Raw genomic sequence first — 22,456 nt, 5'->3', positions numbered from 1 at the left:
GCGCAGGCGGGCGCGGGCGGCTGCGCTCCCCCCGGTGCCCGCGCGTCGCACTCCCCCGCCGCCGCTACCGGTACTCGACACCGACGGGGCCTCCGGCTCTGGTCGGGATCGGCGGCGCCGGCTGGGGGCGGCTCACCGATGGTGACGAATAGTGCCGAAAAGTGACATACCCAGCAGAACCCAGGCTATCCCGGCTTCCGGGGCGGCTTTTCCGATTGACCTACCTGGCGTAGGGCGCGCCCCGGCGGCGTCCTGCCCGGCGCGGGCGCCCGGCGGCGGGGGCGTGCGGCGGCCCGGCGGCAGGGGTCCGCGGGCCGGGTGCCGGGGGTGTTCCGGGGGGGGCGGTCGGTCAGGGAGCGGTGGGAACGGCGGGGGCGGCGGCGAGGAGGCGGGCGAGGTGCGGGAGGACGGCGCGGTCGTGGTCCAGCCAGTCGACCTCGGCCAGCTCGTCCGGGCCGAGCCAGCGCAGCTCGTCGTGGTCCTCCAGCGGCCGCGGGTCACCGGAGACCAGCCCGGCCACCCACAGGTGCAGCTCCAGGCCCGGCCGGACCAGCCACGCGCCGGGCAGCCGCTCCACCGCCCGCGCCCGGATGCCCAGCTCCTCCAGCAGCTCCCGCTCCAGCGCCTGCGTCTCGGTCTCGCCCGGCTCGGCCTTGCCGCCCGGGAACTCCCAGCGCCCGGCCACCTCGGCCGGCGCACTGCGGCGGGCGGCCAGCACCCGGCCCTGGTGGACGATGGCCCCGCCGACGACGATCCGGTTCTCCATGTCCCCGACCCTATGGCCCTCCGGCTCCACCCAGTACAGCTGCTTGTGGCCGCGGGCCTCGAACGCGGCCGCCAGCCCGTCGGCCGCGGCCCGCTCCAGGCCCCGGGCGACCGTGAACCGGTTGCCGTTGTCGTCCTGCCGCATCACCCGAAAGGTGTCCATGCGCCGAGCGTAGGGGGCGCGGTGGCGGGCACGGCCCCCGGCCCGCGTGGGGGTCGGGCCGGGGCCGCGTCCACCGGACGCTACGCCCGGCTCGCTACCGGCAGGTACGGGCCCGGTTAACGCCCGGTAAGACCGGTCCGGGGCCGGCGGGGCCAGGACGCCGGGACGCCTCCGCGGCGGGGTCAGGTCTGGATGTCGCCGACCTGCTCGCCGGTCGAGAGGCCGAGCTCACGGCGGATCTCCAGCGAGAGCTTCGCCGACTTGGCCACCAGCGACTTCGCCCGCCGCACCTCGCGCTCGAGCGCGGTGCCGTCGGTCGTCCTCGCCGCGGTGTCCCAGGCGGTGGCCGCCTCCCGTTGGGCGGCCGCCAGCTCGGCCACCTTCGGCCTGGCGGCCTCCGGCCAGACCGTCGAGCCCTTGGAGAGCTCCTCGGCCTCCTTGCGGGAGGCGTCGGCCATCTGCCGGGCCCACGCCCGGTACTCGGCGTTCGCGTGGGCGACCTCGGCGTCCGGCTCGTTCCAGTACGCGTTGTTGAAGGCCCGGGCGGCCTCCAGGTAGCCGAGCTGGGCCGGGGTCAGAGCGGCCCGGTCGGTCCGGACGCTGCCCCGGTGCTGGGTGTAGCGGTCCTCGTAGGCGCAGGTGACGGAGCGTTCGCCGGACTTCCAGTTGGCCCGGCTCGGGTAGAGGTAGACCTCCTCCATGCCGTCCGGCACCGCCCAGTAGTCGAGGGCGTACTCGTCGAGCACCGGGCCGCAGAGCGTGGCGGCGCGCTCGCGCAGGCGGCTCTCGCCCGGGTAACCGGGGCCGTCGCCGTCCGGGATCCGGACCGTGCCGGCCACCTCGCCGAAGTGCGGTCCGGCGCACGGCGCCTTGAGCACCCAGGAGACGGTCAGATCCCCGCCCTCGGGGTCGTCGCCCGCCGGGACGCCGGGCGGGTTATAGCAGTCGCCGGCCTTGAGCGTGGACCAGAGCACGGATCCCGGCGGGGCCTTCGGGAGGTGCGCCGGGCGGTCGGTCCGGTCGGACGCGTCGACGCCGGTGGCGAGGGCGCCGATGAAGAGCACCAGGAAGCTCAGCAGTCCGAGGACGCCGAGGACCACGCCGGTCACGGCCATGCCGCGGCCGCGCTCGTTGCGCTTGGGGATCTGGACCAGCGCGATCGTGCCGAAGGCGAACGCGAGGGGCCACATGCAGAGCAGGCCGGTGATCAGTGCGGCGACGGCGAAGCCGTTGGTGACCTCGGGTGCCTGCGGGTAGGCGTAGCCGGGCTGGTAGCCGGACAGCGCACCGGGCGGGACGGCGGCCCAGCCGGTGGCGGGCGGCGGCGGGACCGGGGGCACGGGCGCGCCGGACAGCGCCCGGGCGTCGGGGGCGGCCCACGGGTCCGCGGGTGCGGCGGGCGCGGGGAGTTCGGGCGACTGGGGCGGTACGGCGGGCGCGTCCGGGGCGGGCGGCGCGGCGTCCCACCCGGAGGGCTTGATCAGCTCCACCCCCGCGTCGGACGCCGGAGCGTCCGGGATCGGAGCATCCGGGGCCGGAGCGTCCGGGGTAGGAGCGTCCGGGGCCGGGGCGTCCACCACGCGCGGATCCGCCACGGGACCGTCCGCCCCGGGGCCCGCCGACGCCGAGCCGTCCGACGGAGCGTCCGCCACCGGAACGTCCGGCACCGCGACGTCCGCCGGAGCGGCGTCGGCCGCCGGGGCGTCCGGCGCGGGGGCGGGCGCGTCGGGCTCGGGACTGGGCACGTGGACTCCCCCGGCCCGCCGGTCACGGGCATCAGCTCGGCAGATGACTCGAACGTTCCGCAGACGGAGCACACCCCGGCGATGGGAACGGACGCGCGACTCTACCCGATCTTGCCGACCGCCTCCCGTCCCTTTCGCCCGCCCGGTCCGCACGCCCTACCCGCGGGCCAGCACCTCCCCGTGCAGCATCGAGAACCAGCCGTCCTCGGCCGCCGCCCAGCCCCGCCAGCCGGCCGCGATCCGCTCCAGCTCCGCCCGGTCCGCGTGGCCGCCCGCCACCGCCGTCGCGGCGACGCCGGAGGCCACCGTGCGGTCGGCCCACATCCCGCCCCACCACTCCCGGCGCTCCGGCGTCGCGAACGTCCAGGTGCTGGAGGACGCGGTGACGTCGGTGAAGCCCGCCGCCTTGGCCCAGGACAGCAGCCGCCGCCCGGCGTCCGGCTCGCCGCCGTTGGCCCGGGCGATCCGCCGGTACAGCTCCAGCCAGCGGTCCAGCTCGGGCGCCTCCGGGTACCAGGTCATGCTCGCGTAGTCGACGTCCCGGGCCGCGACCACGCCGCCCTCCGCCGTCACCCGGCGCATCTCCCGCAGGGCGGCCACCGGATCGGCCACGTGCTGCAGCACCTGGTGGGCGTGCACCACGTCGAACTCACCGTCCGCGTAGGGCAGTCGGTGGACGTCCGCGATCTCGAAGACGATGTTGGACAGGCCCCGCCCGGCGGCGTGCGCGGCCGCCGCCTCCAGCACCTCGGGCGAGGTGTCGACGGCCACCACCCGCCCACCGGGGCCGACCAGTTCGGCCAGGTCGGCGGTGATGGTGCCGGGACCGCAGCCGACGTCCAGCACGGCCTGCCCGGGCCGCAGGTGCGGCACCAGGTAGGCGGCCGAGTCGGCGGCGGAACGGGAGCGGTGCGAGCGCAGCACGGACTCCTGGTGGCCGTGCGTGTAGGCGGCGGTGGGCTGCGGTCCGGACATGGCGTCCCCCTGAGGCGGTCTCGGTTCTCCGACGCCTCCGACGTTACCGCCCGTCCCGCATGGCGAGAGAATTCGTCTCACATGGCGATCGGACGTGAGCGCGCGAAAGCCCTCGGCCGGGTGCCCGGCCGAGGGCTTTCGCCGTCCGTCGCGCCTAGTTGAGGGTGAACCAGGTGGTGCGCGACTTCTTCCACTCGGGGTGGGTGAGGTCCTTCGCCGCGACACCGTCGCCGTACAGGACGGCGGAGCCGTCGTCGGTGATCAGCTGCACCCGGGCGCCGGGAGCGGTGAGGTCCGGGACGTCCGGCACGGCCTCCCAGCCGCCCGCGTCGCTGGTCGGCAGGTCCAGCACCTTGACGGGTCGCGAGCCGGGCAGGCCGTCCCAGCGGTACAGCGCGTACGGGTCGGAGTTGTCGTCCGCCGCCCACGAGCCGGCCACGATCAGGTACTGGCCGAGCGCGTTGCGCCGCAGGTCGCGGACCGAGAGCCCGCCGAGGTCCAGCTCGATCGGGTCGCCGAACGTGGCGTGCGTCGAGCCGCCCGGCAGCGACGAGAAGTTGGTGACCGGCACGATCAGCGCCCGGCCGCCGGTGACCGCCGGGGCCAGCGGCGCGCGGAAGCCCACGTACGCGGTGGTGGAGCTGCCCGGCGCGAACTCCAGGCCCTCGACGTTGAATCCGTCGATCTGCTTGGGCGCCTGGCCGTCCGCCGCGCCCGCCGCGAAGCCGTAGCGGTCGCCGTTGCGCTGGTCCCACGCGATCAGGTCGTCGCGCAGGCCGGTGTACGCGCCCGCGAGCGTCAGCTGCGTCGCGGCGCCCGAGCCGCTCACCGTGGTGGCGAAGACGGTGTGCCGGTCGGGCTTGACCACGCCGTCCTTGTTGTTGCCCAGCGAGCCGGTCCAGTAGACGGTGTCGCCGACCCGGGTGGCGCCCTCGATGTCGATCTCCTTGGAGACGCCGAGCGCCGAGCTGAAGTCCCAGCTGCGGACCGGCCCGCCCGAGGCGTTGCGGTCGTACAGCCGCAGCACGTTGGACTCGTCGTCGGCCACCACGATGTAGCCGCCGCCCGCGTCCACCGCCGCCGAAGCGTCGCTGGAGCCGGTCAGGTAGCGGCTCGCGGCCGAGGACTGGACGGCCGCCGAGGCCGCGTAGTGCAGCGTCTTCGACGCGGTCTTGCCGCCGAGGCCGGTCACCTTGATGGTCAGGTCGGTGTAGCCGACGCCCTGCGCGGCGACGGCGAGGGTGCGGGTGCCGGTGGTGCCGGTGACGGTGACGTCGCCGGTGCGGGCGACCGAGCTGCGGGTGCTCGCCGAGGCCGCCACGGTGAGCGCGGAGGCGGCGGCGCCGCTCTGGGCGACGGTGACCGTGACCGTCGGGTCCCCGGTGGCGCCGACCGCGCCGGAGAGGTACCCGGCCGAGAGCGTGATCGTGGGCGTTCCGTACGTCACGGCGGCGGCGGGTGCGGCCGGCAGCAGCGCGAGCACCGGCAGCGCGGCAGCCGCGACGGCGACGGCCGGGAGCAGGCCGCGGGAGAGGCGGGACACGGTGGCAGCCCTTCGACGTGGGGGCGGTGCGAGGTCCGGACCAGGGTGGGGCCCCTCGGCGAACGCCGCCCCTCCGTCAGCGGGCCGCCGGACGAACAGCAGACCTCGTGCGGTTCGCGCCCGCGGCCGGGCCGTACGGTGGACGGGCACCCGACAGAACGGTTCCACCATGACCCGCCCGCGCCCCTTCGTCCTGCTGAGCGCCGCGATGTCGCTCGACGGGCACCTCGACGACGCCTCCCCCGAACGGCTGCTGCTCTCCAACCCGGCCGACTTCGACCGGGTGGACGAGGAGCGGGCCGCCGCCGACGCGATCCTGGTGGGCGGCAACACGCTGCGCGCGGACAATCCCCGGCTGCTGGTCAACGACCCCGGCCGGCGGGCGGCCCGGCGCGCCGCCGGGCGGCCCGAGTACCCGCTGAAGGTCACGCTCAGCGCGAGCGGCGCGCTCGACCGGTCCCTGCGGTTCTGGCACACCGGCGGCGGGAAGCTCGCCTACACCACGGACGCGGGCGCCGCCGTGCTGCGGCCGGCGCTGGACGGGCTGGCCGAGGTGGTGGCGCTCGGCGGCTCGGTGGACCTCGGCGCGGTGCTGGACGACCTCGCCGCCCGCGGGGTGCGGCGGCTGATGGTCGAGGGCGGCGGCGGCGTGCACACCCAGTTCCTCGCCCAGGGTCTCGCCGACGAGCTCCAGCTCGCCGTCGCCCCGCTGCTGGTCGGCCAGGCCGCGGCGCCGCGCTTCGTCCACCCCGCCGCCTTCCCCGGCGGCCCGGCCCGCCGGATGCGGCTGCTGGAGGCCCGTACCGTGGGTGACGTCGTCCTGCTCAGGTACGCCCCCAAGGAGCCCACCCCGTGACCGCCGACCCGTCCGACCTGCGCTTCCTCCGCAGGGCCGTCGAGCTCTCCCGCCGCTGCCCGCCCTCCGACACGGCGTTCTCGGTCGGCGCGGTGGTCGTCGGCGCGGACGGCGAGGTGCTCGCCGAGGGCTTCAGCCGGGAGACGGACCCGCACGACCACGCCGAGGAGGCGGCCCTCGCCAAGCTGCCGGCCGGCGACCCCCGGCTGCGCGGTGCGACCGTCTACAGCTCGCTGGAGCCCTGCGGGCAGCGCGCCTCGCGCCCCCGCCCGTGCGCCCGGCTGCTGATCGCGGCGGGCGTCCCGCGCGTGGTGGTCGCCTGGAGCGAGCCGGACACCTTCGTCGCGGACACCCAGGGGACCGCCCTGCTGGAGGCGGCCGGGGTCGAGGTGGTGGAGCTGCCGGAGCTGGCCGAGGAGGCCCGCGCGGTCAACGCCCACCTGCTGGGCTGACGCCGGCACCGCCCCCGGGGCGGCAGGGGCCGGCGCCCTCGCCGTCAGCGCCGGCCGACGGCGAGGGTGCGGGCCTCAGCCCCGGCCGCCGCTCACCGGCGGGTGCGGGCGGCGAGCCACCCCGCCATCGCCCGGACGCCGACGCCGATCGCGCGCTCGTCCGGGACGAAGGTCTCGCAGTGCGGGTAGCTGGTCATGATCGCGGCGCCCGGGGTGCGGACCCCGAGGAAGCTGTAGGTGCCCGGGACGCGCTCCAGGAACAGCGCGTAGTCCTCGCCGTTGAACGGGAACGCGGCGTGGTTCACCGTCACCGAGCCGGGGCCGAGCTCGCAGCGCAGGTGCCGGGCCAGCGCGTTGGCGTCGTCCTCGGGACAGACCAGGGCCGGGAACGGCGGCTTCGGGAAGGTGACCGCCCCGCCGTACGGCTGCGCCAGCCGGCGGATCTCCTCCCGGATCTCGACGTTGCGCTCCTCGGGCCAGCAGCGGAAGGTCACGTCGACCGTGACCCGGCCCTCGGCGTCCGGCTTGTCCCCCGCCCTGGCGCGGACCACCACGAACCGGGCCAGCGGCCCGTCCGGCGTCTGCACGTCCGCGACCATGTGCTCCAGGTAGGCGTCCGACGACGCCAGCGCCGGCATCGGGGCCACCGTGGCGAGTCCGGCGATCTCCGCCTTCAGCCGGCCCGCCGCCGCGACCGCGTCCGGCCCGGTCAGCGTGACCGCGGCCCAGTCCTGGCCCGGCAGCCCGCTGCCCGGCGTCACCGCGAACTGCCCCACCGGGTAAGGCCCGCAGTGCAGGGCGTGGATCTCCTCGACGCCCCCGTCCTCCAGCACCCCGGTGTCGATCAGCGCCTGGGCGCCCGCCAAACCCTCCTCGCCGGGCTGGAAGAGGAAGACCACCGTGCCGCTCAGCCGGCTCCGCAGCTGCGCCAGCACCTGGGCGACGCCGACGCCCACGGTGGTGTGGAGGTCGTGGCCGCAGACGTGTGCCGTCGCCGCCGGGACCTTCGGGTCCTTGGCGATGATCCCGTTCCCCGGCACCGCGTCCATGTCGGCCCGGTACGCCACCGTCCGCCCCGGGCGCGCGCCCCTCAGGACCGCGATCACCCCGGTGTGCTTCGTCTCCTCGCCCACCACGATGTCGCCGACCCCGGTGGTGACCTCGAGCCCTGCCGCGCGGAGCCGGTCCGCCACCGCCGCGGCGGTCCGCTCCTCCAGTCCCGTCGTTTCGGGGTGCTGGTGCAGGTCGCGCCGCAGGGCGATCAGGCTGTCGTCGAGCCGCGCGGCGACGGCGTCGACCGCGGCCTGGTCGATCGGGTTGCGCCGACGGCCGGGGTCCGCCGCCGCGGGAGTGCCGGATGCCAGGACGGCCCCGACTCCGGCCGCCGCCGTGCCTCCCAGCAGCGTGCGGCGGCTCAGGGCAGGCTTGTTCGGACGAGTCACTGACTTCCCCCCAGTGGTTCACGCGGCGCGGGCCGGGCCGGACGGCCGTGCGGGTGCCGAGATCTCCGGTCACCCGCCCCGCACAGTTGATGATCAGTCAACCAAGTGATCGCGCACGGCGGTCAATGTCTTTTCGTCTCGAAGAATCGGAGGGCGACACTCCAGAACCAGCACGGTGCCGCGAACTCGCAGCCAGCCCTCAGTAGTGGTAGCGGGCGGCCAGAACGATGATCTCCCGTTCCGTCACCAAGTAGACGAGACGGTGCTCGTCGTCGATCCGCCGCGACCAGGCCCCGGGCAAGTGGTACTTCAGCGGCTCGGGCTTGCCGATCCCGGTGAACGGGTCACGCAGGACGTCCTCGATGAGCTTGTTGATCCGGGCGAGCATCTTGCGGTCGCTCTTGAGCCAGGAGGTGTAGTCCTCCCAGCCGGTCTCCTCGAAGACGAGCCTCACGCGGCGCCCTTCTCGCCGTCCGCCGCATCAGGGTCGATGAGCTCCCGCTCGGAAAGCCCTGTGCCGCCGAGGGCGTTCTCGTACGCCTTGAGCAAGCGGCGGGCGTTCACCGGCGAGCGCAGCAGGTAGGAGCCTTCACGCAAGGCGGCATAGTCCTCCGCCGAGACGAGTACGGCATTTCCGTGCTTGGAGACGATCTCAATGGCCTCGTGGTCGTCGTTGACCTTCTTGATCAACGGGAACAGGGCCTTGCGCGCCTCGCTGGCAGTGATCGACATCGACTGAGCTCCCTCCGCCAGTGGTACCAGATAACGTACCACTCAAGTGGGGGCGACGATCCGAACACGTCAGCACCGAGTCAGCGCGGAAAAGGGATCGGGGCCCGCCTCAAGAGAGGCGGGCCCCGACCGACCTGCACAGTTGACAGATCGAGCTATCTCAACGCAACCACACGATCACACGTTGAAGCGGAACTCCACCACGTCGCCGTCCTGCATGACGTACTCCTTGCCCTCGATGCGGGCCTTGCCCTTGGCGCGGGCCTCGGCGATGGAGCCGGTCTCGACCAGGTCGGCGAAGGAGATCACCTCGGCCTTGATGAAGCCCTTCTGGAAGTCCGTGTGGATCACGCCGGCGGCCTCGGGGGCGGTGGCGCCCTTCTTGATCGTCCAGGCGCGGGCCTCCTTGGGGCCGGCGGTGAGGTAGGTCTGCAGGCCGAGGGTGTCGAAGCCGACCCGGGCGAGGGTGGCGAGGCCGGGCTCGTCCTGGCCCATGGACTGGAGGAGTTCGAGGGCCTCGGCGTCGTCCAGCTCGATCAGCTCGGACTCGATCTTGGCGTTGAGGAAGATCGCCTCGGCCGGGGCGACCAGCTCGCGCTGGGCGTTCTTGAAGTCCTCGTCGGCCAGCTCGTCCTCGTCCACGTTGAACACGTAGAGGAAGGGCTTGGCGGTCAGCAGGTGCAGCTCGCGGATCGGGGCGGTGTCGAAGCCGGCCTCGAAGAGGGTCTTGCCGGTCTCCAGGATCGCCTGGGCGGCCTCGGCGGCGGCCAGCACGGGGGCGGTGTCCTTCTTGAGGCGCGCCTCCTTCTGGAGCCGGGGCAGCACCTTCTCGATGGTCTGGAGGTCGGCGAGGATCAGCTCGGTGTGGATGGTCTCGATGTCGTCCTTGGGCGACACCTTGCCGTCCACGTGCACCACGTCCGGGTCGGTGAAGGCGCGGACGACCTGGCAGATCGCGTCCGACTCGCGGATGTTGGCGAGGAACTTGTTGCCCAGGCCCTCGCCCTCGCTGGCGCCGCGCACGATGCCCGCGATGTCGACGAAGTCGACGGTGGCCGGGAGGATGCGCTGCGAGCCGAAGATCTCGGCGAGCTTGGCCAGCCGCTCGTCCGGGACGCCGACGACGCCGACGTTCGGCTCGATGGTGGCGAACGGGTAGTTGGCCGCCAGCACGTCGTTCTTGGTCAGGGCGTTGAACAGGGTCGACTTGCCGACGTTCGGCAGGCCGACGATTCCGATCGTGAGCGACATGAAGCGCAGTCCCGTGGGCTTGGAGGAGTTGGGTCGGCACCGTACGGGCCGATCCCCCAGTCTACGGGCAGCCGCTCAGGCGCCCGCCTCCGCCGGTACCGGCTCCAGGAACTCCAGACGGTTGCCCAGCCGGTCGCTGGAGTGGAAGCGGCGGTGACCGGGCAGGTTGTCGTCCCAGACGACCTCGTGGCCGTGGGCGGCCAGCCGTTCGGCGAGCGCGTCCAGCGCCCGGACCTGGATGCCCGGGTGCCCCTTGCGGGCCGGCCGGAACTCCGGCACCACACCCAGGTGCACCTCGACCCCGCCGCCGCGGAACCAGCAGCCGCCGCGGGCGGCCAGCACCGGGGGCTTGGTCAGCTCCGTCATGCCGAGCACGCCGTGCCGGAAGGCGCGGCACTCGTCCTCCGCGCCGGCCGGCATGTCGAGCTGGACGTGGTGCAGGCGTTCGAAGGCGAACTCGCTGGTCATGCTTCTCCCGTGAGGAGTTGAGCGACGATCACACCAGTACTCCGTTCGAAGACACGGAGCAAGGTCCGGACGACCATTACACAGTGTGGCGATGATCGGACCGTACGTTGGGTGGGTGGAGCAGAGCATCCGAACCCAGCCGCCAGGGCCCAGACGCCGATCGCCGAACGGTGCGGCCGGGGCCGCCGTTCCCGGGCCCGGGCGGGCCCCCGAGACCACCGAGCCGGCGGCCGCCGCCGCGGCCTCCTCCCGGCTACGCCCCGTGGCCGGAGCACCCGACCGCGGCCGCTCGGGCGCGGCCCGGCCCCGGCTGCGGCTGCCGTTCGGCACCCGGACGGGCGAACGGGCGGGCGAACGGACCGGTGGGCGCACCGGCGAACGACTGGACGGGCGCCTCGGGGAACGCACCGGCGAACGCGGTGACGGCCGCCCGAACGGCCGCCTCTACGGGCGCCGGCGCACCGGACGGCCGACCCGGCTGACCGCCGTCGGCACCGGCGTGGCCGCCCTGGTCGCGACGGTCGCGGTGGCCGGCCTGGACCGGCTGGTCTTCGGCGGGCTCGGGGTGGTGTTCGGCGTCGGCTACCTGGTGATCTGTTTCCAGCTGGCCGTCCGGGTGCGCTTCGCCGACCTGCTGGCCGCGCCGATCAGCGGACCGATCGGCTTCGCCGTCGCCCTGCTGCTGCTCGGCCCGGTCGCCTCCCCCGGGGTGACCGCCCAGGTGGTGGCGCTGGCGACCGGCCTGGCGCTGCGGGCCGGCTGGCTGTTCTCCGGCACCGGGCTGGCGGCGGCCATCGTGCTCGCCCGCTTCGTGGCCCAGCGACGGATCCACCGCGCGCGCTGAGCGGAGCGGCCGGGCGGCCCCTCCGTCCCGTACCCGCCCTAGCCGGCGGCGTGGGCCGCCGCCATCGCCGCCCCGACGATCCCGGCGTCGTTGCGCAGCTCCGCCGGGACGACCCGGGCCTCGCGCCCGCGCAGCAGCGGCAGGAACTTCTCGTGCTTGCGGCTCACCCCGCCGCCGATCACGATCAGCTGCGGCGAGAACAGCATCTCCACCAGGTCGAGGTACTCGTCGACCCGGCCCGCCCACTGCTCCCAGCTCAGGTCGTGCCGCTCCTTGGCCGCCGAGGAGGCCCGCCGCTCGGCGTCCTTGCCGCGCAGTTCCAGGTGGCCCAGCTCGGTGTTGGGCACCAGCACGCCGTCCACGAAGAGGGCGCTGCCGATGCCGGTGCCGAAGGTGAGGACCATGACGACCCCCGCGTGGTCGCGCCCGGCGCCGTGGGTGAGCTCGGCGAGCCCGGCCGCGTCGGCGTCGTTGAGCACGGTGGCCGGCAGGTCGAGCGCCTCGCGGAACAGGCCCGCGGCGTCCAGCCCGACCCAGCCCTTGTCGACGTTGGCCGCGGTTCTGGTCTGCCCGTTCACCACCACGCCGGGGAAGGTGAGCCCGACCGGGCCCCGGTGGTCGAAGTGCTCGACCACCTCGCGGACGGCGGCGACCACGGCCTCCGGTGCGGAGGGCCGCGGGGTGAGGACCTTGTACCGCTCCTGGGCGAGCACGCCCCGGCCGAGGTCGACGGGGGCACCCTTGATGCCCGAACCGCCGATGTCCACACCGAATACCGCCGTCATGACGACCGCCCTCCGCCGACTCCGTTGTCCCACGCCCACAGGCCGGGTTGTCCACAGCCTGTGCATACCTGCGCACCAAGCTACGAGAGCCCGCCCGGGCGCGCACAGCGGAGAACCCGGCACCCCGTGGTGGGGTGCCGGGTTCTCCGGACTTCTCCGGACCGCTCCGGACGGCGGGGCTACAGCTTGCCCGCGGCCTCGGCGCGCAGGTCGCGGCGGAGCTCCTTGGGCAGCGAGAAGGTCAGGTGCTCCTCGGCGGTCTTGACGGTCGACACGTCGCCGTAGCCGCGCTCGGCCAGCCAGTCCAGGACGCCCTCGACCAGGATCTCCGGCACCGAGGCGCCGCTGGTCACGCCGACCGTGGTGACGCCCTCCAGCCAGGACTCCTGGATCTCCTCGGCGAAGTCCACCAGGTGGGCGGCCTTGGCGCCGTACTCCAGGCCGACCTCGACCAGGCGGACGGAGTTGGAGGAGTTCTTGGAGCCGACCACGATCAGCAGGTCGGTCTCCGGCGCCATCTGCTTGACGGCGACCTGGCGGTTCTGGGTGGCGTAGCAGATGTCGTCGCTGGGCGGGCTGACCAGCAGCGGGAAGCGCTTCTTCAGCTCGCCGACGGTGGCCATGGTCTCGTCCACCGAGAGCGTGGTCTGGGAGAGCCAGACGACCTTGGACTCGTCCCGGACCTCGACGGCGGCGACGTCCTCGGCGCCGTCCACCAGGTGGATCCGGTCCGGCGCCTCGCCCATGGTGCCGATGACCTCCTCGTGGCCCTCGTGGCCCACCAGCAGGATGTCGTAGCCCTCGTCGGCGAAGCGGACGGCCTCCTTGTGCACCTTGGTGACCAGCGGGCAGGTGGCGTCGATGGTGGCGAGCTTGCCGGCCCTGGCCTCGTCGTGGACGGACGGCGCGACGCCGTGCGCGGAGAACACCACGATCGAGCCCTCGGGCACCTCCTCCGTCTCGTCGACGAAGATCGCGCCCTTCTTCTCCAGGGTCTGCACCACGTACTTGTTGTGGACGATCTGCTTGCGGACGTAGATCGGCGCCCCGTACTGCTCCAGGGCCTTCTCCACGGCGATCACGGCGCGGTCGACGCCCGCGCAGTAGCCCCGGGGGGCGGCGAGCAGGACACGGCGCTGCGCGGTGTTGGACATGGCTCCATCGTACGGGCGGGAGAGGAGCGCGCTCGTACGGGCGGGAGGGAGCCGCGCCGACGGGCGTCGCCTGCGGACCGGAATCCGTCGCGAATGCTCAAATGTGGAGTTCATGAGCGATCGAGCCGGAACCGGCGAACTGCGGCGCAGTCTGGGCGTCCGCGACCTGATGGTCTACGGCCTGCTGTTCATCGCCCCGATGGCCCCGGTCGGCGTGTTCGGCGTCCTCGACGCGAGGAGCCACGGCGCGGTGGCCGCGGTCTACCTGGCGGCGACCGTCGCGATGGGCCTCACCGCCTCCTCGTACGCCCAGATGGTGCGCGCGGTGCCGCGCACCGGCTCGGTGTTCGCGTACGCGCGGGCCGGGCTGGGCGAGGGCCCGGGGTTCGTCGCCGGGTGGATGGCGATGCTCGACTACCTGTTGATCCCCGCGGTGGCGTACCTGTTCTCCGGCATCGCGCTGCACTCGCTGGTGCCGGACGTGTCGCGCTGGGTGTGGACGGCGCTGGCGGTGGCGGTGACCACCGCGCTCAACCTGGCCGGGGTGCGCACGGCGGCCGTGGTGGGCCTGGCCGTGCTGGCGATGGAGCTCGCGGTGCTGGCGGTGTTCGTGGTGGCGGCCGTGGTGACACTGGCCCGGGACGGCGCGCAGCGCGGCTGGGACACCCCGTTCACCGCCGTCGGCGACTTCTCGCCGACCGCGGTGATCTCGGCGGTCTCGGTCGCCGTCCTCTCCTACCTGGGCTTCGACGCGATCGCGACCTTCGTGGAGGAGGCGGTCGGCGCCTCGGCGGCGGTGGCCCGGGCGGTGCTCCGGTGCCTGGCGCTGGCCGGGGTGCTGTTCGTGGCGCAGACCTACCTGGCGGCCCTGCTGGAGCCGCTCACCCCGCGGCAGCTGGCCGCCGACCCGGCCGCCCAGGGCTCGGCCTTCTACGACGCGGTGGAGGGCGGCGTCGGGCACTGGCTGCACGTGCTGGTCGCGGCGAGCAAGGCGATCGGCGCGGCGTTCGCGGCCCTGGCCGGGCAGGCGGCGGCCGGGCGGCTGGTCTACGCGATGGGCCGGGACGGGCGGCTGCCGCGGTCCCTGGGGACGGTGGACCCGGCCACGGCGGTGCCGCGCCGGGCGCTGCTGGTGGCGGCGGTGATCACGATGGGCGCCGCGGTCTGGGCCGCGAACCGGGACGACGGGCTGGACCGGCTGACCTCGGTGGTGAACATCGGCGCGCTGACCGCCTTCGCGCTGCTGCACGCCTCGGTGATCGGCTGGTACGCGGTGAAGCACGGCTCGCGGGACCGGCTGCGGCACGTGGTGGTGCCGGTGCTGGGCATCGCGGTGATCGGCGCGGTGGTCCACGAGGCCTCGCGCACGGCGCAGCTGGTGGGGCTGGCCTGGCTGGCGGTGGGGGTCGTGGTCCTGCTCGTCCAGGGGGCTTCCGCCGTCGGCATCCGCCGCTAGGGCCCGCCCTGTCGGCGTCCGCCGCTAGCCTCGTACGCATGGCCAACACCAGCTCCCCCGAAGCCCCGCTCCCGGTCGGCAAGGTCTCCGCGCTGATCGGCGGCTGGATCGACCGGCTCGGCGCGGTCTGGGTCGAGGGCCAGATCACCCAGCTGAGCCGGCGGCCGGGCGCGGGCGTGGTGTTCCTGACCCTGCGCGACCCGCAGGCGGACGTCTCGCTGACGGTGACCTGCTTCCGCTCGGTCTTCGACCAGGTCGCGGACGTGGTGCAGGAGGGCTCGCGGGTCGTCGTGCACGCGAAGCCGGAGTGGTACGCGGCCCGCGGGCAGCTGTCGATGCGCGCCTCGGAGATCCGGCTGGTCGGGCTGGGCGAGCTGCTGGCCCGGCTGGAGCAGCTGAAGCGGCGGCTCGCCGGGGAGGGCCTGTTCGCGGCCGACCGCAAGCGGCCGCTGCCGTTCCTGCCGCAGTGCATCGGCCTGGTCACCGGGCGCGGCTCGGCGGCCGAGCGGGACGTCCTGGAGAACGCCCGGCGGCGCTGGCCGGCCGTCCGCTTCGAGGTGCGCAACGTGCCCGTGCAGGGGGTCAGCGCGGTGGAGCGGGTGAGCGCGGCCGTCCGGGAGCTGGACGAGCACCCCGAGGTGGACGTGATCATCGTGGCCCGCGGCGGCGGCAGCGTGGAGGACCTGCTGCCGTTCTCGGACGAGGGCCTCGTCCGGCTGGTCGCGGCGGCCCGGACGCCGGTGGTCAGCGCGATCGGGCACGAGCCGGACCAGCCGCTGCTGGACTTCGTCGCCGACCTGCGCGCCTCCACGCCGACGGATGCCGCCAAACGGGTGGTGCCGGACGTCGGCGAGGAGCTGGCCAAGGTCCGCAACCTGCGCGACCGGGCCCGGCGGCACGTGCTCGGCCGGGTCGACCGGGAGCAGCACGGGCTGGACGGGGTCCGCAGCCGCCCGGCGCTGGCCGTGCCGCACCGGATGCTGGACGGCCGCGGCCAGGAGGTGGCCGCCCTGCTGGAGCGCGCCCGGCGCACCCTCGGACACCGGCTGGACCACGCGCAGAGCGACCTCGGGCACACCCTGGCCCGGGTGGTCGCGCTCTCGCCCGCGGCCACCCTGGAGCGCGGGTACGCGGTGCTGCAGCGGGCCGACGGCACGGTGGTGACCCACCCGGCGCAGGTGGCGTCCGGCGACGGCCTGCACGCCCGGGTGGCGGGCGGCGGCTTCTCCGTCACCGTGGCGGAGACGACGGAGCCGGCAGGAACGGCGGAGTCGGCGCCGGCCACGGCTGCGGCTGCGGTCACGGCGGAGACGGCGGAGTAGCCGGGCCGGGCGCGGGATCGCGCCGGCCGGGGCCGCACTGTCGGCACCAGCCCCTACGCTGGCTCCCATGGCAGATCAGCAGCAGGAAGAGGCGGCGCCGCGGACGCCGGACGACGCGCTCGGGTACGAGCACGCCCGGGACGCGCTGCTGGAGGTGGTCCGGCAGCTGGAGAACGGCGGCACCTCGTTGGAGGAGTCGCTGGCGCTCTGGGAGCGCGGCGAGCAGCTGGCCAAGGTCTGCCAGCGCTGGCTGGACGGCGCCCGGGCCCGACTGGACGCCGCGCTGGCCGCCGAGGAGGGCGAGCCGGGCGGCGAGTAGCCGCCCGCTGGCCGGTTCGTTTCGCCCGCTGGCCGGTTCGCGCGCACGACGGCGCACATGTGATACGGGTCACGTCCTCAACGGGAACAGTTGAAACTTCACTCATGTTGAGTACGAGTGATCGGCACCGGCCGGTCGAACGACGAACCCCGTCACTCATGAGGTGTAGAAGCATGACCACCGACGCTCTGGTACTGGACGCCGCCGCTCAGGACCTGCTCTTCCGTGAGGCCCGCACGGCGAACACCTTCACCGACGAGCCGGTGTCCGAGGAGCAGATCCAGGCCATCTACGAGCTGGTGAAGTTCGGCCCGACCGCCTTCAACCAGCAGCCGCTGCGCGTCGTGCTGGTGCGCTCGGCCGAGGGCCGCGAGCGTCTCGTCCAGCACATGGCCGACGGCAACAAGGCCAAGACCGCCGCCGCCCCGCTGGTCGCCATCCTCGCCGTGGACAACGAGTTCCACGAGGAGCTGCCCACCCAGCTGCCGCACTTCCCGCAGGCCAAGGACATGTTCTTCAGCGAGCGCCCGGTCCGCGAGGCCTCGGCCACGCTGAACGGCGCCCTGCAGGCCGGCTACTTCATCATCGGCGTCCGCGCCGCCGGCCTGGCCGCCGGCCCGATGACCGGCTACAACGCCGAGGGCATCAACAAGGAGTTCTTCCCCGACGGCGAGCACTCGGTGCTGGCCGTGGTGAACATCGGCAAGCCGGGCGAGGACGCCTGGTTCCCGCGCTCGCCGCGCCTGGCCTACGACGAGGTCGTCACCACCGTCTGAGCCCGCCCGGGCACGGCGAAGGGCCCCGCACCGGTTCCGACCGGTGCGGGGCCCTTCCGCGTGTTCGAAGACTTCCGTGGGCCCCCCGCGGACCCTCCGGGCCCGGGGCCCGGGGCCCGGGGCGGCCTACTTGAGGGCCTGCGCCAGCTCGGCCAGCTCCTCGTAGGAGGCGGTGCCGGTGAGCACGGTGGTGGCGCCGCCGTCCTGGACGGTCAGGGCGCGCGCCTTCGAGCCCTGGAGGCGCTCCCAGGACTTCCCGGCCACCTCCGAGGTGCCGTCCGGCTTGCCGCCGGCCACCGTCGCGGCGAGCAGCGCGTCACGGCCGAGGTCGCTCTGCTCGACGGCCGCGTACTGGCCGGACGGCGTGACGAAGCCCAGGTGCCAGGCGTTGCCCTTGCCCTTGCCCAGCGAGGCGGGCTCGTAGCTCACCGAGGTGGCCCGCCACCGGTCGGAGAGGCCCTCCGGGGCGAGCAGCGGGTACGGGGCGGCGCGCTTCGCCGAGGCGGCGGCGACCTTGTACTCCTTGGTGTGGACGCCGTCGCCGCTCGCGTCGTGCGGCAGGAACAGGTACCCGATCCCGACCACGACGCCGACCGCCAGCATCGACAGGACCATGTCCCGTACGGTCTGCCGGCCCCTCATGCCCCTGCTCTCTCCAGCCACCCCCACATGGTGACTCATCCGGTCCGGGCCACCGGTACCCGGGGTGCCCCCGGACGGGTGAACGGGGGCAAACAGGCCCTTTTCGCCGGAGGGTGGCGACATGCGCCACAGACAGTCATCTCGTGGGCAGATACGATCGCAGGACCCTCACCACGGCGTTCGACCTGGCAGTAGTCGGGCGCTCACTGGCCGTCGCGTACAGAGAGGTAACGACGATGACCACGCAGTACCCGCACCACCTCCCCAGTGCCCTGGAGGTCGCGCCGGAGGCTCCCGACCGGAACCTCGCGCTCGAGCTCGTCCGGGTCACCGAGGCGGCCGCCATGGCCGCCGGCCGCTGGGTCGGCCGCGGCGACAAGAACGGCGCCGACGGCGCAGCCGTGAAGGCCATGCGCACCCTCGTCTCCACCGTCTCGATGAACGGCGTCGTCGTCATCGGCGAGGGCGAGAAGGACGAGGCGCCGATGCTGTACAACGGCGAGCGGGTCGGCGACGGCACCGGCGCCGAGTGCGACGTCGCGGTGGACCCGGTCGACGGGACCACCCTCACCGCCAAGGGCATGAACAACGCCGTGGCCGTGCTGGCCGTGGCCGACCGCGGCACCATGTTCGACCCCAGCGCGGTCTTCTACATGGACAAGCTCGTCGCCGGTCCCGAGGCCGCCGAGTTCGTCGACATCACCGCCCCGCCGGCCGTCAACATCCGCCGGGTCGCCAAGGCCAAGGGCAGCGCCGTCGAGGACGTCACCGTCGTCGTCCTGGACCGCCCGCGGCACGAGGGTCTGGTCCGGGAGATCCGCGAGGCGGGCGCCCGGATCAAGTTCATCTCCGACGGCGACGTCGCCGGCGCCATCATGGCCGCCCGTGAGGGCACCGGCGTCGACCTGCTGATGGGCGTCGGCGGCACCCCCGAGGGCATCATCGCCGCCTGTGCGATGAAGTGCATGGGCGGCGTCATCCAGGGCCGCCTGTGGCCCAAGGACGAGGCCGAGCGCCAGAAGGCCCTCGACGCCGGCCACGACCTGGACCGGGTGCTCACCACCAACGACCTGGTCAGCGGCGAGAACGTGTTCTTCGTCGCCACCGGCATCACCGACGGCGAGCTGCTGCGCGGCGTGCACTACCGCCAGGAGACCGCCACCACCAGCTCGCTGGTCATGCGCTCCAAGAGCGGCACCATCCGGGAGATCCACTCCACCCACAAGCTGTCCAAGCTCCGGGCGTACAGCGCGATCGACTTCGACCGGGCCAACTGAGCCCGGTCCCGGGCCCGTTCGGAGCCCGCTCGGGCCCCGCTCGGGTTCCGTTCGGGCTCGGGAGGGGCTCGGGACGGGCCCGGTGAGGCCGGCTCACGACCCGGTGGGCCCGGCCTCACGGCTCCTCACCCCCGCGGCCTCGGCGAAATCCCCCTTCGCCGAGGCCGCGGGCGTCTCACCCGGCGGGTGCCGCCGCCCGGGCTCAGCCCGCTATCCGGCGCGGCCGGGCGGCCTCGCGCAGCTCCGTGTCCCGGCGCCGCCGGCGGGCCAGCACCACCCGGCGCTCGGCCGCCGTCAGCCCGCCCCACACGCCGTACGGCTCCGGCTGGGCCAGCGCGTGCTCCCGGCACTCCAGCAGCACCGGGCAGCGCGCGCAGACCTGCTTCGCCTGCTCCTCGCGCGAGAGCCGGGCCGCCGTCGGCTCCTTGGACGGCGCGAAGAACAGCCCCACCTCGTCCCGCCGGCAGGCCGCGCCGGTGTGCCAGGGGTTGTCGTCGCCCTGCGGGTGCGGGGCGGGCCGCTGCTCCAGCAACTGCGCGGCGGCGATGGGCGATACGGGGCGGGACTCGATCGGATGCAGCACGGCCGTACTCCTGACGAGGCTCTCGGACACGGGGAAGCTCGCGCCCCTGCCCGGCTGCGAGCCCCCGCTCTTCACCCCCCGGGCCGGCCTCAGGCCGCCTCCGGTGCGCAGCCGTACAAGAAGCGATGTGCGAGAGGAACTACCCAGTAGCGCCGCGATTCATGCACACTGCACGCAATCGACTACAGCCTGCACTCGCCACAACGGCGAGTGCCCGGGCGGGAGTTGCTCCCCCACCCGGGCACTCCGGTGCGTTTCGGACACGGCCGGCCGCTTGGCGCGGACCGGCCCGGGCCCCGACCGGTCCTAGTCGGTGCCGAGCTGCTTGCGCACCCACTCCTTGAGCTTCTTGCCCTTGCGCGGCTTCGCCTCGCAACCCCCGAACACCGCGGCGCCCTTGACCCGGACGACCGGCGCGTACGGGTCCGCGGCGGTCTGCTCCTTCACGTCGAAACCGCCGAAGATCCCGACGCCGCTGCCGTGCAGGCTGACGTTCTCCGGCACCTTGATCTCCACCCCGCCGAAGATCGCCACCACCTCGATGACCACCTCCGGCGACTCGAAGACCGCGTCGGTCAGGTCGATCTCGACGCCGCCGAACGCCGCCACCGCGCGCAGGTGCGAACCGACCCGCCAGCGGCCCTTGCGGGACGCGCCGCCGAAGATCGCCACCATGGTCGGCGCCTCCTGCCGGGCCGGCAACCGCACCGGGCCCGCCGGGCGCGCGGCCGCGTCCGGGCCGTCCAGCGGGGGCTTCTCGAAGGAGATCGAGCGGTGCGCCGGCAGGTCCCTGGTCAGCGGCGCGAGGTCCCCGAGCGTCTTGGCGGCGTACGCGGCCTCGATCCGCTCGGCGTGCTCCTCGACGTCCAGCCGGCCCTCGGCGTAGGCGTCGCGCAGCAGCTCGGCCACCCGTTCGCGGTCGGCGTCCGAGGCCCGCATCTCGGCCTCCGCCACCGGGGCGTGCGCGGCGGGCTTGGTCATCGGCACGGGCGGCTGCCCCTGGTCGTCCTGGTCGTCCCTCGACGGCAAGTTGTCCACGGGCCAAGCCTAGCCACCGGGGCAAGCCCCGTACGCGTGTCCGAGTGACCCCGGTCACGCAGGCCGACCTGTCCGCGTGCGACGTTTCGCCGGGTCCTACCCTTGAGGGTGCTTCGCCGACGCAGCCGGACACACTGGAACACTAAGGACCGCCGCCATGGCTCCCACGCCAGACTTCGAGTACAGCGACCTGCTCCCCCTGGGCGCTGACCCGACCCCGTACCGCAAGCTGACCTCCGAGGGTGTCTCCACCTTCGAGGCAGGCGGCCGCACCTTCCTCCAGGTCGAGCCCGAGGCCCTGCGGCTGCTCACCGCCGAGGCGATGCACGACATCTCGCACTACCTCCGCCCCGCCCACCTCGCCCAGCTGCGCCGCATCCTGGACGACCCGGAGGCCAGCCCCAACGACCGCTTCGTCGCGCTGGACCTGCTGAAGAACGTCAACATCTCGGCCGGCGGCATCCTGCCGATGTGCCAGGACACCGGTACCGCCATCGTCATGGGCAAGCGCGGCCAGAACGTGCTGACCCGGGGCGGCGACGAGTCCGCCATCGCGCGCGGCGTCTTCGACGCGTACACCAAGCTCAACCTGCGCTACTCCCAGATGGCGCCGGTCACCACGTGGGACGAGAAGAACACCGGCAACAACCTGCCGGCCCAGATCGAGCTGTACGCCACCGACGGGGACGCCTACAAGTTCCTCTTCATGGCCAAGGGCGGCGGCTCCGCCAACAAGTCGTACCTGTACCAGGAGACCAAGGCGATCCTGAACGAGGCGAGCATGCTCGCGTTCCTCGAGCAGAAGATCCGCTCGCTCGGCACCGCGGCCTGCCCGCCGTACCACCTGGCGATCGTGATCGGCGGCACCAGCGCCGAGTTCGCGCTGAAGACCGCCAAGTACGCCTCCGCGCACTACCTGGACCACCTGCCGACCGAGGGCAACGCCAAGACCGGCCACGGCTTCCGCGACCTGGAGCTGGAGGCCAAGGTCACCGAGCTGACCCAGAAGATCGGCATCGGCGCCCAGTTCGGCGGCAAGTACTTCTGCCACGACGTGCGCGTCGTCCGCCTGCCGCGCCACGGCGCCTCGCTGCCGGTCGCGATGGCCGTCTCCTGCTCCGCCGACCGCCAGGCGCTCGGCAAGATCACCGCCGAGGGCGTCTTCCTGGAGCAGCTGGAGACCGACCCGGCCAAGTACCTGCCGGACACCACCGACGAGCACCTCGACGACGACGTGGTCCGCATCGACCTCGACCAGCCGATGTCGGCGATCCGCAACGAGCTCTCCAAGTACCCGGTGAAGACCCGGCTCTCGCTCACCGGCACCCTGGTCGTCGCCCGCGACATCGCGCACGCGAAGATCAAGGAGCGCCTGGACGCCGGCGAGGGCATGCCCAAGTACCTCCAGGACCACCCGGTCTACTATGCCGGCCCGGCCAAGACCCCCGAGGGCTACGCCTCCGGCTCCTTCGGCCCCACCACCGCCGGCCGGATGGACTCCTACGTCGACCAGTTCCAGGCCGCCGGCGGCTCGATGGTCATGCTGGCCAAGGGCAACCGCTCCAAGCAGGTCACGGACGCCTGTGCCGCGCACGGCGGCTTCTACCTCGGCTCCATCGGCGGCCCGGCGGCCCGGCTCGCCCAGGACTGCATCAAGAAGGTCGAGGTCCTCGAGTACGCCGAGCTGGGCATGGAGGCCGTCTGGCGCATCGAGGTCGAGGACTTCCCGGCGTTCATCGTGGTGGACGACAAGGGCAACGACTTCTTCCGCGAGACCACCGAGGGCCCGCTGATCACCAGCCTGCGGGTCCGCTCCAAGGAGTAGCGGCGGGCCGTCCCCGTCGCCCCGCCGCCCCGGTCGCGCCCGC

The 22,456-nt window shown here is 73.8% G+C and carries 21 protein-coding genes and 1 pseudogene; 8 read left to right on the top strand and 14 right to left on the bottom strand.

Annotation, left to right across the window (positions count from 1 at the left end):
- Positions 1 to 349: 349 nt before the first annotated feature.
- From ACFVHB_RS22090 to ACFVHB_RS22075, 4 genes are all read right to left on the bottom strand, one after another.
- On the bottom strand, positions 350 to 766 hold the full coding sequence (locus ACFVHB_RS22090) for an NUDIX domain-containing protein (RefSeq protein WP_380324761.1): 417 nt from the start codon (positions 764 to 766) through the stop codon (positions 350 to 352).
- Positions 767 to 1,110: 344 nt separating this feature from the next.
- On the bottom strand, positions 1,111 to 2,673 hold the full coding sequence (locus ACFVHB_RS22085; protein ID WP_380324749.1) for a DUF4190 domain-containing protein: 1,563 nt from the start codon (positions 2,671 to 2,673) through the stop codon (positions 1,111 to 1,113).
- A 156-nt stretch (positions 2,674 to 2,829) separates the two neighbouring features.
- On the bottom strand, positions 2,830 to 3,648 hold the full coding sequence (locus ACFVHB_RS22080) for a methyltransferase domain-containing protein (protein WP_380324746.1): 819 nt from the start codon (positions 3,646 to 3,648) through the stop codon (positions 2,830 to 2,832).
- Positions 3,649 to 3,802: 154 nt separating this feature from the next.
- On the bottom strand, positions 3,803 to 5,191 hold the full coding sequence (locus ACFVHB_RS22075) for a hypothetical protein (protein WP_380324743.1): 1,389 nt from the start codon (positions 5,189 to 5,191) through the stop codon (positions 3,803 to 3,805).
- A gap of 169 nt (positions 5,192 to 5,360) precedes the next feature.
- Here ACFVHB_RS22075 and ACFVHB_RS22070 point away from each other — a divergent pair.
- Positions 5,361 to 6,499, top strand: a pseudogene (locus ACFVHB_RS22070) (dihydrofolate reductase family protein).
- Positions 6,500 to 6,591: 92 nt separating this feature from the next.
- Here the strand turns inward: ACFVHB_RS22070 and ACFVHB_RS22065 are convergent.
- The 5 genes from ACFVHB_RS22065 to ACFVHB_RS22045 all read right to left on the bottom strand — a co-directional run bounded on the left by ACFVHB_RS22065 (position 6,592) and on the right by ACFVHB_RS22045 (position 10,392).
- Positions 6,592 to 7,941, bottom strand: a complete 1,350-nt coding sequence (locus ACFVHB_RS22065) for a M20 family metallopeptidase (protein ID WP_380324741.1) — start codon at positions 7,939 to 7,941, stop codon at positions 6,592 to 6,594.
- A 199-nt stretch (positions 7,942 to 8,140) separates the two neighbouring features.
- Positions 8,141 to 8,395, bottom strand: coding sequence for a Txe/YoeB family addiction module toxin (locus ACFVHB_RS22060; protein ID WP_380324738.1), 255 nt, complete (start codon positions 8,393 to 8,395; stop codon positions 8,141 to 8,143).
- A complete protein-coding gene (locus ACFVHB_RS22055; protein WP_100588909.1) occupies positions 8,392 to 8,673 on the bottom strand; it encodes a type II toxin-antitoxin system Phd/YefM family antitoxin in 282 nt (93 codons plus the stop codon). The genes ACFVHB_RS22060 and ACFVHB_RS22055 overlap by 4 nt, the downstream gene beginning before the upstream one ends.
- A 177-nt stretch (positions 8,674 to 8,850) precedes the next feature.
- On the bottom strand, positions 8,851 to 9,924 hold the full coding sequence (gene ychF / locus ACFVHB_RS22050; protein WP_380324735.1) for a redox-regulated ATPase YchF: 1,074 nt from the start codon (positions 9,922 to 9,924) through the stop codon (positions 8,851 to 8,853).
- Positions 9,925 to 9,999: 75 nt separating this feature from the next.
- On the bottom strand, positions 10,000 to 10,392 hold the full coding sequence (locus ACFVHB_RS22045) for a glyoxalase (RefSeq protein ID WP_380324732.1): 393 nt from the start codon (positions 10,390 to 10,392) through the stop codon (positions 10,000 to 10,002).
- Between the two features lie 262 nt (positions 10,393 to 10,654).
- Here ACFVHB_RS22045 and ACFVHB_RS22040 point away from each other — a divergent pair, with 262 nt between their 5' ends.
- Complete coding sequence (locus tag ACFVHB_RS22040) at positions 10,655 to 11,236, top strand: DUF6542 domain-containing protein (RefSeq protein WP_380324729.1); 582 nt, start codon at positions 10,655 to 10,657, stop codon at positions 11,234 to 11,236.
- A 38-nt stretch (positions 11,237 to 11,274) separates the two neighbouring features.
- On the opposite strand, the gene ppgK is transcribed toward ACFVHB_RS22040, so the two are convergent.
- Both ppgK and ACFVHB_RS22030 read right to left on the bottom strand, forming a co-directional pair.
- A complete protein-coding gene (gene ppgK / locus ACFVHB_RS22035) occupies positions 11,275 to 12,021 on the bottom strand; it encodes a polyphosphate--glucose phosphotransferase (RefSeq protein ID WP_380324726.1) in 747 nt (248 codons plus the stop codon).
- A gap of 179 nt (positions 12,022 to 12,200) precedes the next feature.
- Positions 12,201 to 13,175: a 4-hydroxy-3-methylbut-2-enyl diphosphate reductase gene (locus ACFVHB_RS22030; RefSeq protein WP_380324723.1), complete on the bottom strand. Its 975-nt coding sequence runs from the start codon at positions 13,173 to 13,175 to the stop codon at positions 12,201 to 12,203.
- Positions 13,176 to 13,287: 112 nt separating this feature from the next.
- On the opposite strand from ACFVHB_RS22030, the gene ACFVHB_RS22025 reads away from it, so the two are divergent.
- The 4 genes from ACFVHB_RS22025 (at position 13,288) to ACFVHB_RS22010 (ending at position 17,048) form a co-directional block, all read left to right on the top strand.
- The gene (locus ACFVHB_RS22025; RefSeq protein ID WP_380324720.1) at positions 13,288 to 14,631 is read left to right on the top strand and encodes an APC family permease; all 1,344 of its coding nucleotides are present in this window, start codon (positions 13,288 to 13,290) and stop codon (positions 14,629 to 14,631) included.
- 38 nt (positions 14,632 to 14,669) lie between these two features.
- Positions 14,670 to 15,953, top strand: a complete 1,284-nt coding sequence (gene xseA, locus ACFVHB_RS22020; RefSeq protein ID WP_380324717.1) for an exodeoxyribonuclease VII large subunit — start codon at positions 14,670 to 14,672, stop codon at positions 15,951 to 15,953.
- Between the two features lie 67 nt (positions 15,954 to 16,020).
- Entirely contained in the window at positions 16,021 to 16,272 is a 252-nt protein-coding gene (locus ACFVHB_RS22015; RefSeq protein ID WP_380324714.1) for an exodeoxyribonuclease VII small subunit, read from the top strand.
- A gap of 173 nt (positions 16,273 to 16,445) precedes the next feature.
- Positions 16,446 to 17,048 carry a malonic semialdehyde reductase gene (locus ACFVHB_RS22010; protein ID WP_380324711.1) on the top strand — a complete coding sequence of 201 codons (603 nt, stop codon included), beginning with the start codon at positions 16,446 to 16,448 and terminating at the stop codon, positions 17,046 to 17,048.
- A 126-nt stretch (positions 17,049 to 17,174) separates the two neighbouring features.
- Here ACFVHB_RS22010 and ACFVHB_RS22005 read toward each other — a convergent pair whose 3' ends face one another.
- Entirely contained in the window at positions 17,175 to 17,690 is a 516-nt protein-coding gene (locus ACFVHB_RS22005) for a DUF4245 domain-containing protein (RefSeq protein ID WP_380324708.1), read from the bottom strand.
- A gap of 236 nt (positions 17,691 to 17,926) precedes the next feature.
- Between ACFVHB_RS22005 and glpX the strand changes: the two genes are divergently transcribed.
- The gene (gene glpX, locus ACFVHB_RS22000; RefSeq protein ID WP_380324705.1) at positions 17,927 to 18,967 is read left to right on the top strand and encodes a class II fructose-bisphosphatase; all 1,041 of its coding nucleotides are present in this window, start codon (positions 17,927 to 17,929) and stop codon (positions 18,965 to 18,967) included.
- 202 nt (positions 18,968 to 19,169) lie between these two features.
- On the opposite strand, the gene ACFVHB_RS21995 is transcribed toward glpX, so the two are convergent.
- A complete protein-coding gene (locus ACFVHB_RS21995) occupies positions 19,170 to 19,514 on the bottom strand; it encodes a WhiB family transcriptional regulator (RefSeq protein ID WP_380324758.1) in 345 nt (114 codons plus the stop codon).
- A 342-nt stretch (positions 19,515 to 19,856) separates the two neighbouring features.
- On the bottom strand, positions 19,857 to 20,531 hold the full coding sequence (locus ACFVHB_RS21990; protein ID WP_380324755.1) for a DUF1707 domain-containing protein: 675 nt from the start codon (positions 20,529 to 20,531) through the stop codon (positions 19,857 to 19,859).
- 214 nt (positions 20,532 to 20,745) lie between these two features.
- Between ACFVHB_RS21990 and ACFVHB_RS21985 the strand changes: the two genes are divergently transcribed.
- The gene (locus ACFVHB_RS21985) at positions 20,746 to 22,413 is read left to right on the top strand and encodes a fumarate hydratase (protein WP_380324702.1); all 1,668 of its coding nucleotides are present in this window, start codon (positions 20,746 to 20,748) and stop codon (positions 22,411 to 22,413) included.
- Positions 22,414 to 22,456 lie beyond the last annotated feature (43 nt).

It is taken from the genome of Kitasatospora sp. NPDC127111 (genome assembly GCF_042677465.1).
Lineage (GTDB): Bacteria > Actinomycetota > Actinomycetes > Streptomycetales > Streptomycetaceae > Kitasatospora.
This window is presented reverse-complemented; position numbering and strand designations above follow the sequence as displayed.

What these genes read in the sequence shown, in the direction of transcription:
- ACFVHB_RS22090 (WP_380324761.1), bottom strand. Translation starts at nt 766, where the DNA reads ATGGAGAACCGGATCGTCGTCGGCGGGGCCATCGTCCACCAGGGCCGG.
- ACFVHB_RS22080 (WP_380324746.1), bottom strand. Translation starts at nt 3,648, where the DNA reads ATGTCCGGACCGCAGCCCACCGCCGCCTACACGCACGGCCACCAGGAG.
- ACFVHB_RS22055 (WP_100588909.1), bottom strand. Translation starts at nt 8,673, where the DNA reads ATGTCGATCACTGCCAGCGAGGCGCGCAAGGCCCTGTTCCCGTTGATC.
- ychF (WP_380324735.1), bottom strand. Translation starts at nt 9,924, where the DNA reads ATGTCGCTCACGATCGGAATCGTCGGCCTGCCGAACGTCGGCAAGTCG.
- ACFVHB_RS22045 (WP_380324732.1), bottom strand. Translation starts at nt 10,392, where the DNA reads ATGACCAGCGAGTTCGCCTTCGAACGCCTGCACCACGTCCAGCTCGAC.
- ppgK (WP_380324726.1), bottom strand. Translation starts at nt 12,021, where the DNA reads ATGACGGCGGTATTCGGTGTGGACATCGGCGGTTCGGGCATCAAGGGT.
- ACFVHB_RS22030 (WP_380324723.1), bottom strand. Translation starts at nt 13,175, where the DNA reads ATGTCCAACACCGCGCAGCGCCGTGTCCTGCTCGCCGCCCCCCGGGGC.
- ACFVHB_RS22025 (WP_380324720.1), top strand. Translation starts at nt 13,288, where the DNA reads ATGAGCGATCGAGCCGGAACCGGCGAACTGCGGCGCAGTCTGGGCGTC.
- xseA (WP_380324717.1), top strand. Translation starts at nt 14,670, where the DNA reads ATGGCCAACACCAGCTCCCCCGAAGCCCCGCTCCCGGTCGGCAAGGTC.
- ACFVHB_RS22015 (WP_380324714.1), top strand. Translation starts at nt 16,021, where the DNA reads ATGGCAGATCAGCAGCAGGAAGAGGCGGCGCCGCGGACGCCGGACGAC.
- ACFVHB_RS22010 (WP_380324711.1), top strand. Translation starts at nt 16,446, where the DNA reads ATGACCACCGACGCTCTGGTACTGGACGCCGCCGCTCAGGACCTGCTC.
- ACFVHB_RS22005 (WP_380324708.1), bottom strand. Translation starts at nt 17,690, where the DNA reads ATGAGGGGCCGGCAGACCGTACGGGACATGGTCCTGTCGATGCTGGCG.
- glpX (WP_380324705.1), top strand. Translation starts at nt 17,927, where the DNA reads ATGACCACGCAGTACCCGCACCACCTCCCCAGTGCCCTGGAGGTCGCG.
- ACFVHB_RS21990 (WP_380324755.1), bottom strand. Translation starts at nt 20,531, where the DNA reads ATGACCAAGCCCGCCGCGCACGCCCCGGTGGCGGAGGCCGAGATGCGG.
- ACFVHB_RS21985 (WP_380324702.1), top strand. Translation starts at nt 20,746, where the DNA reads ATGGCTCCCACGCCAGACTTCGAGTACAGCGACCTGCTCCCCCTGGGC.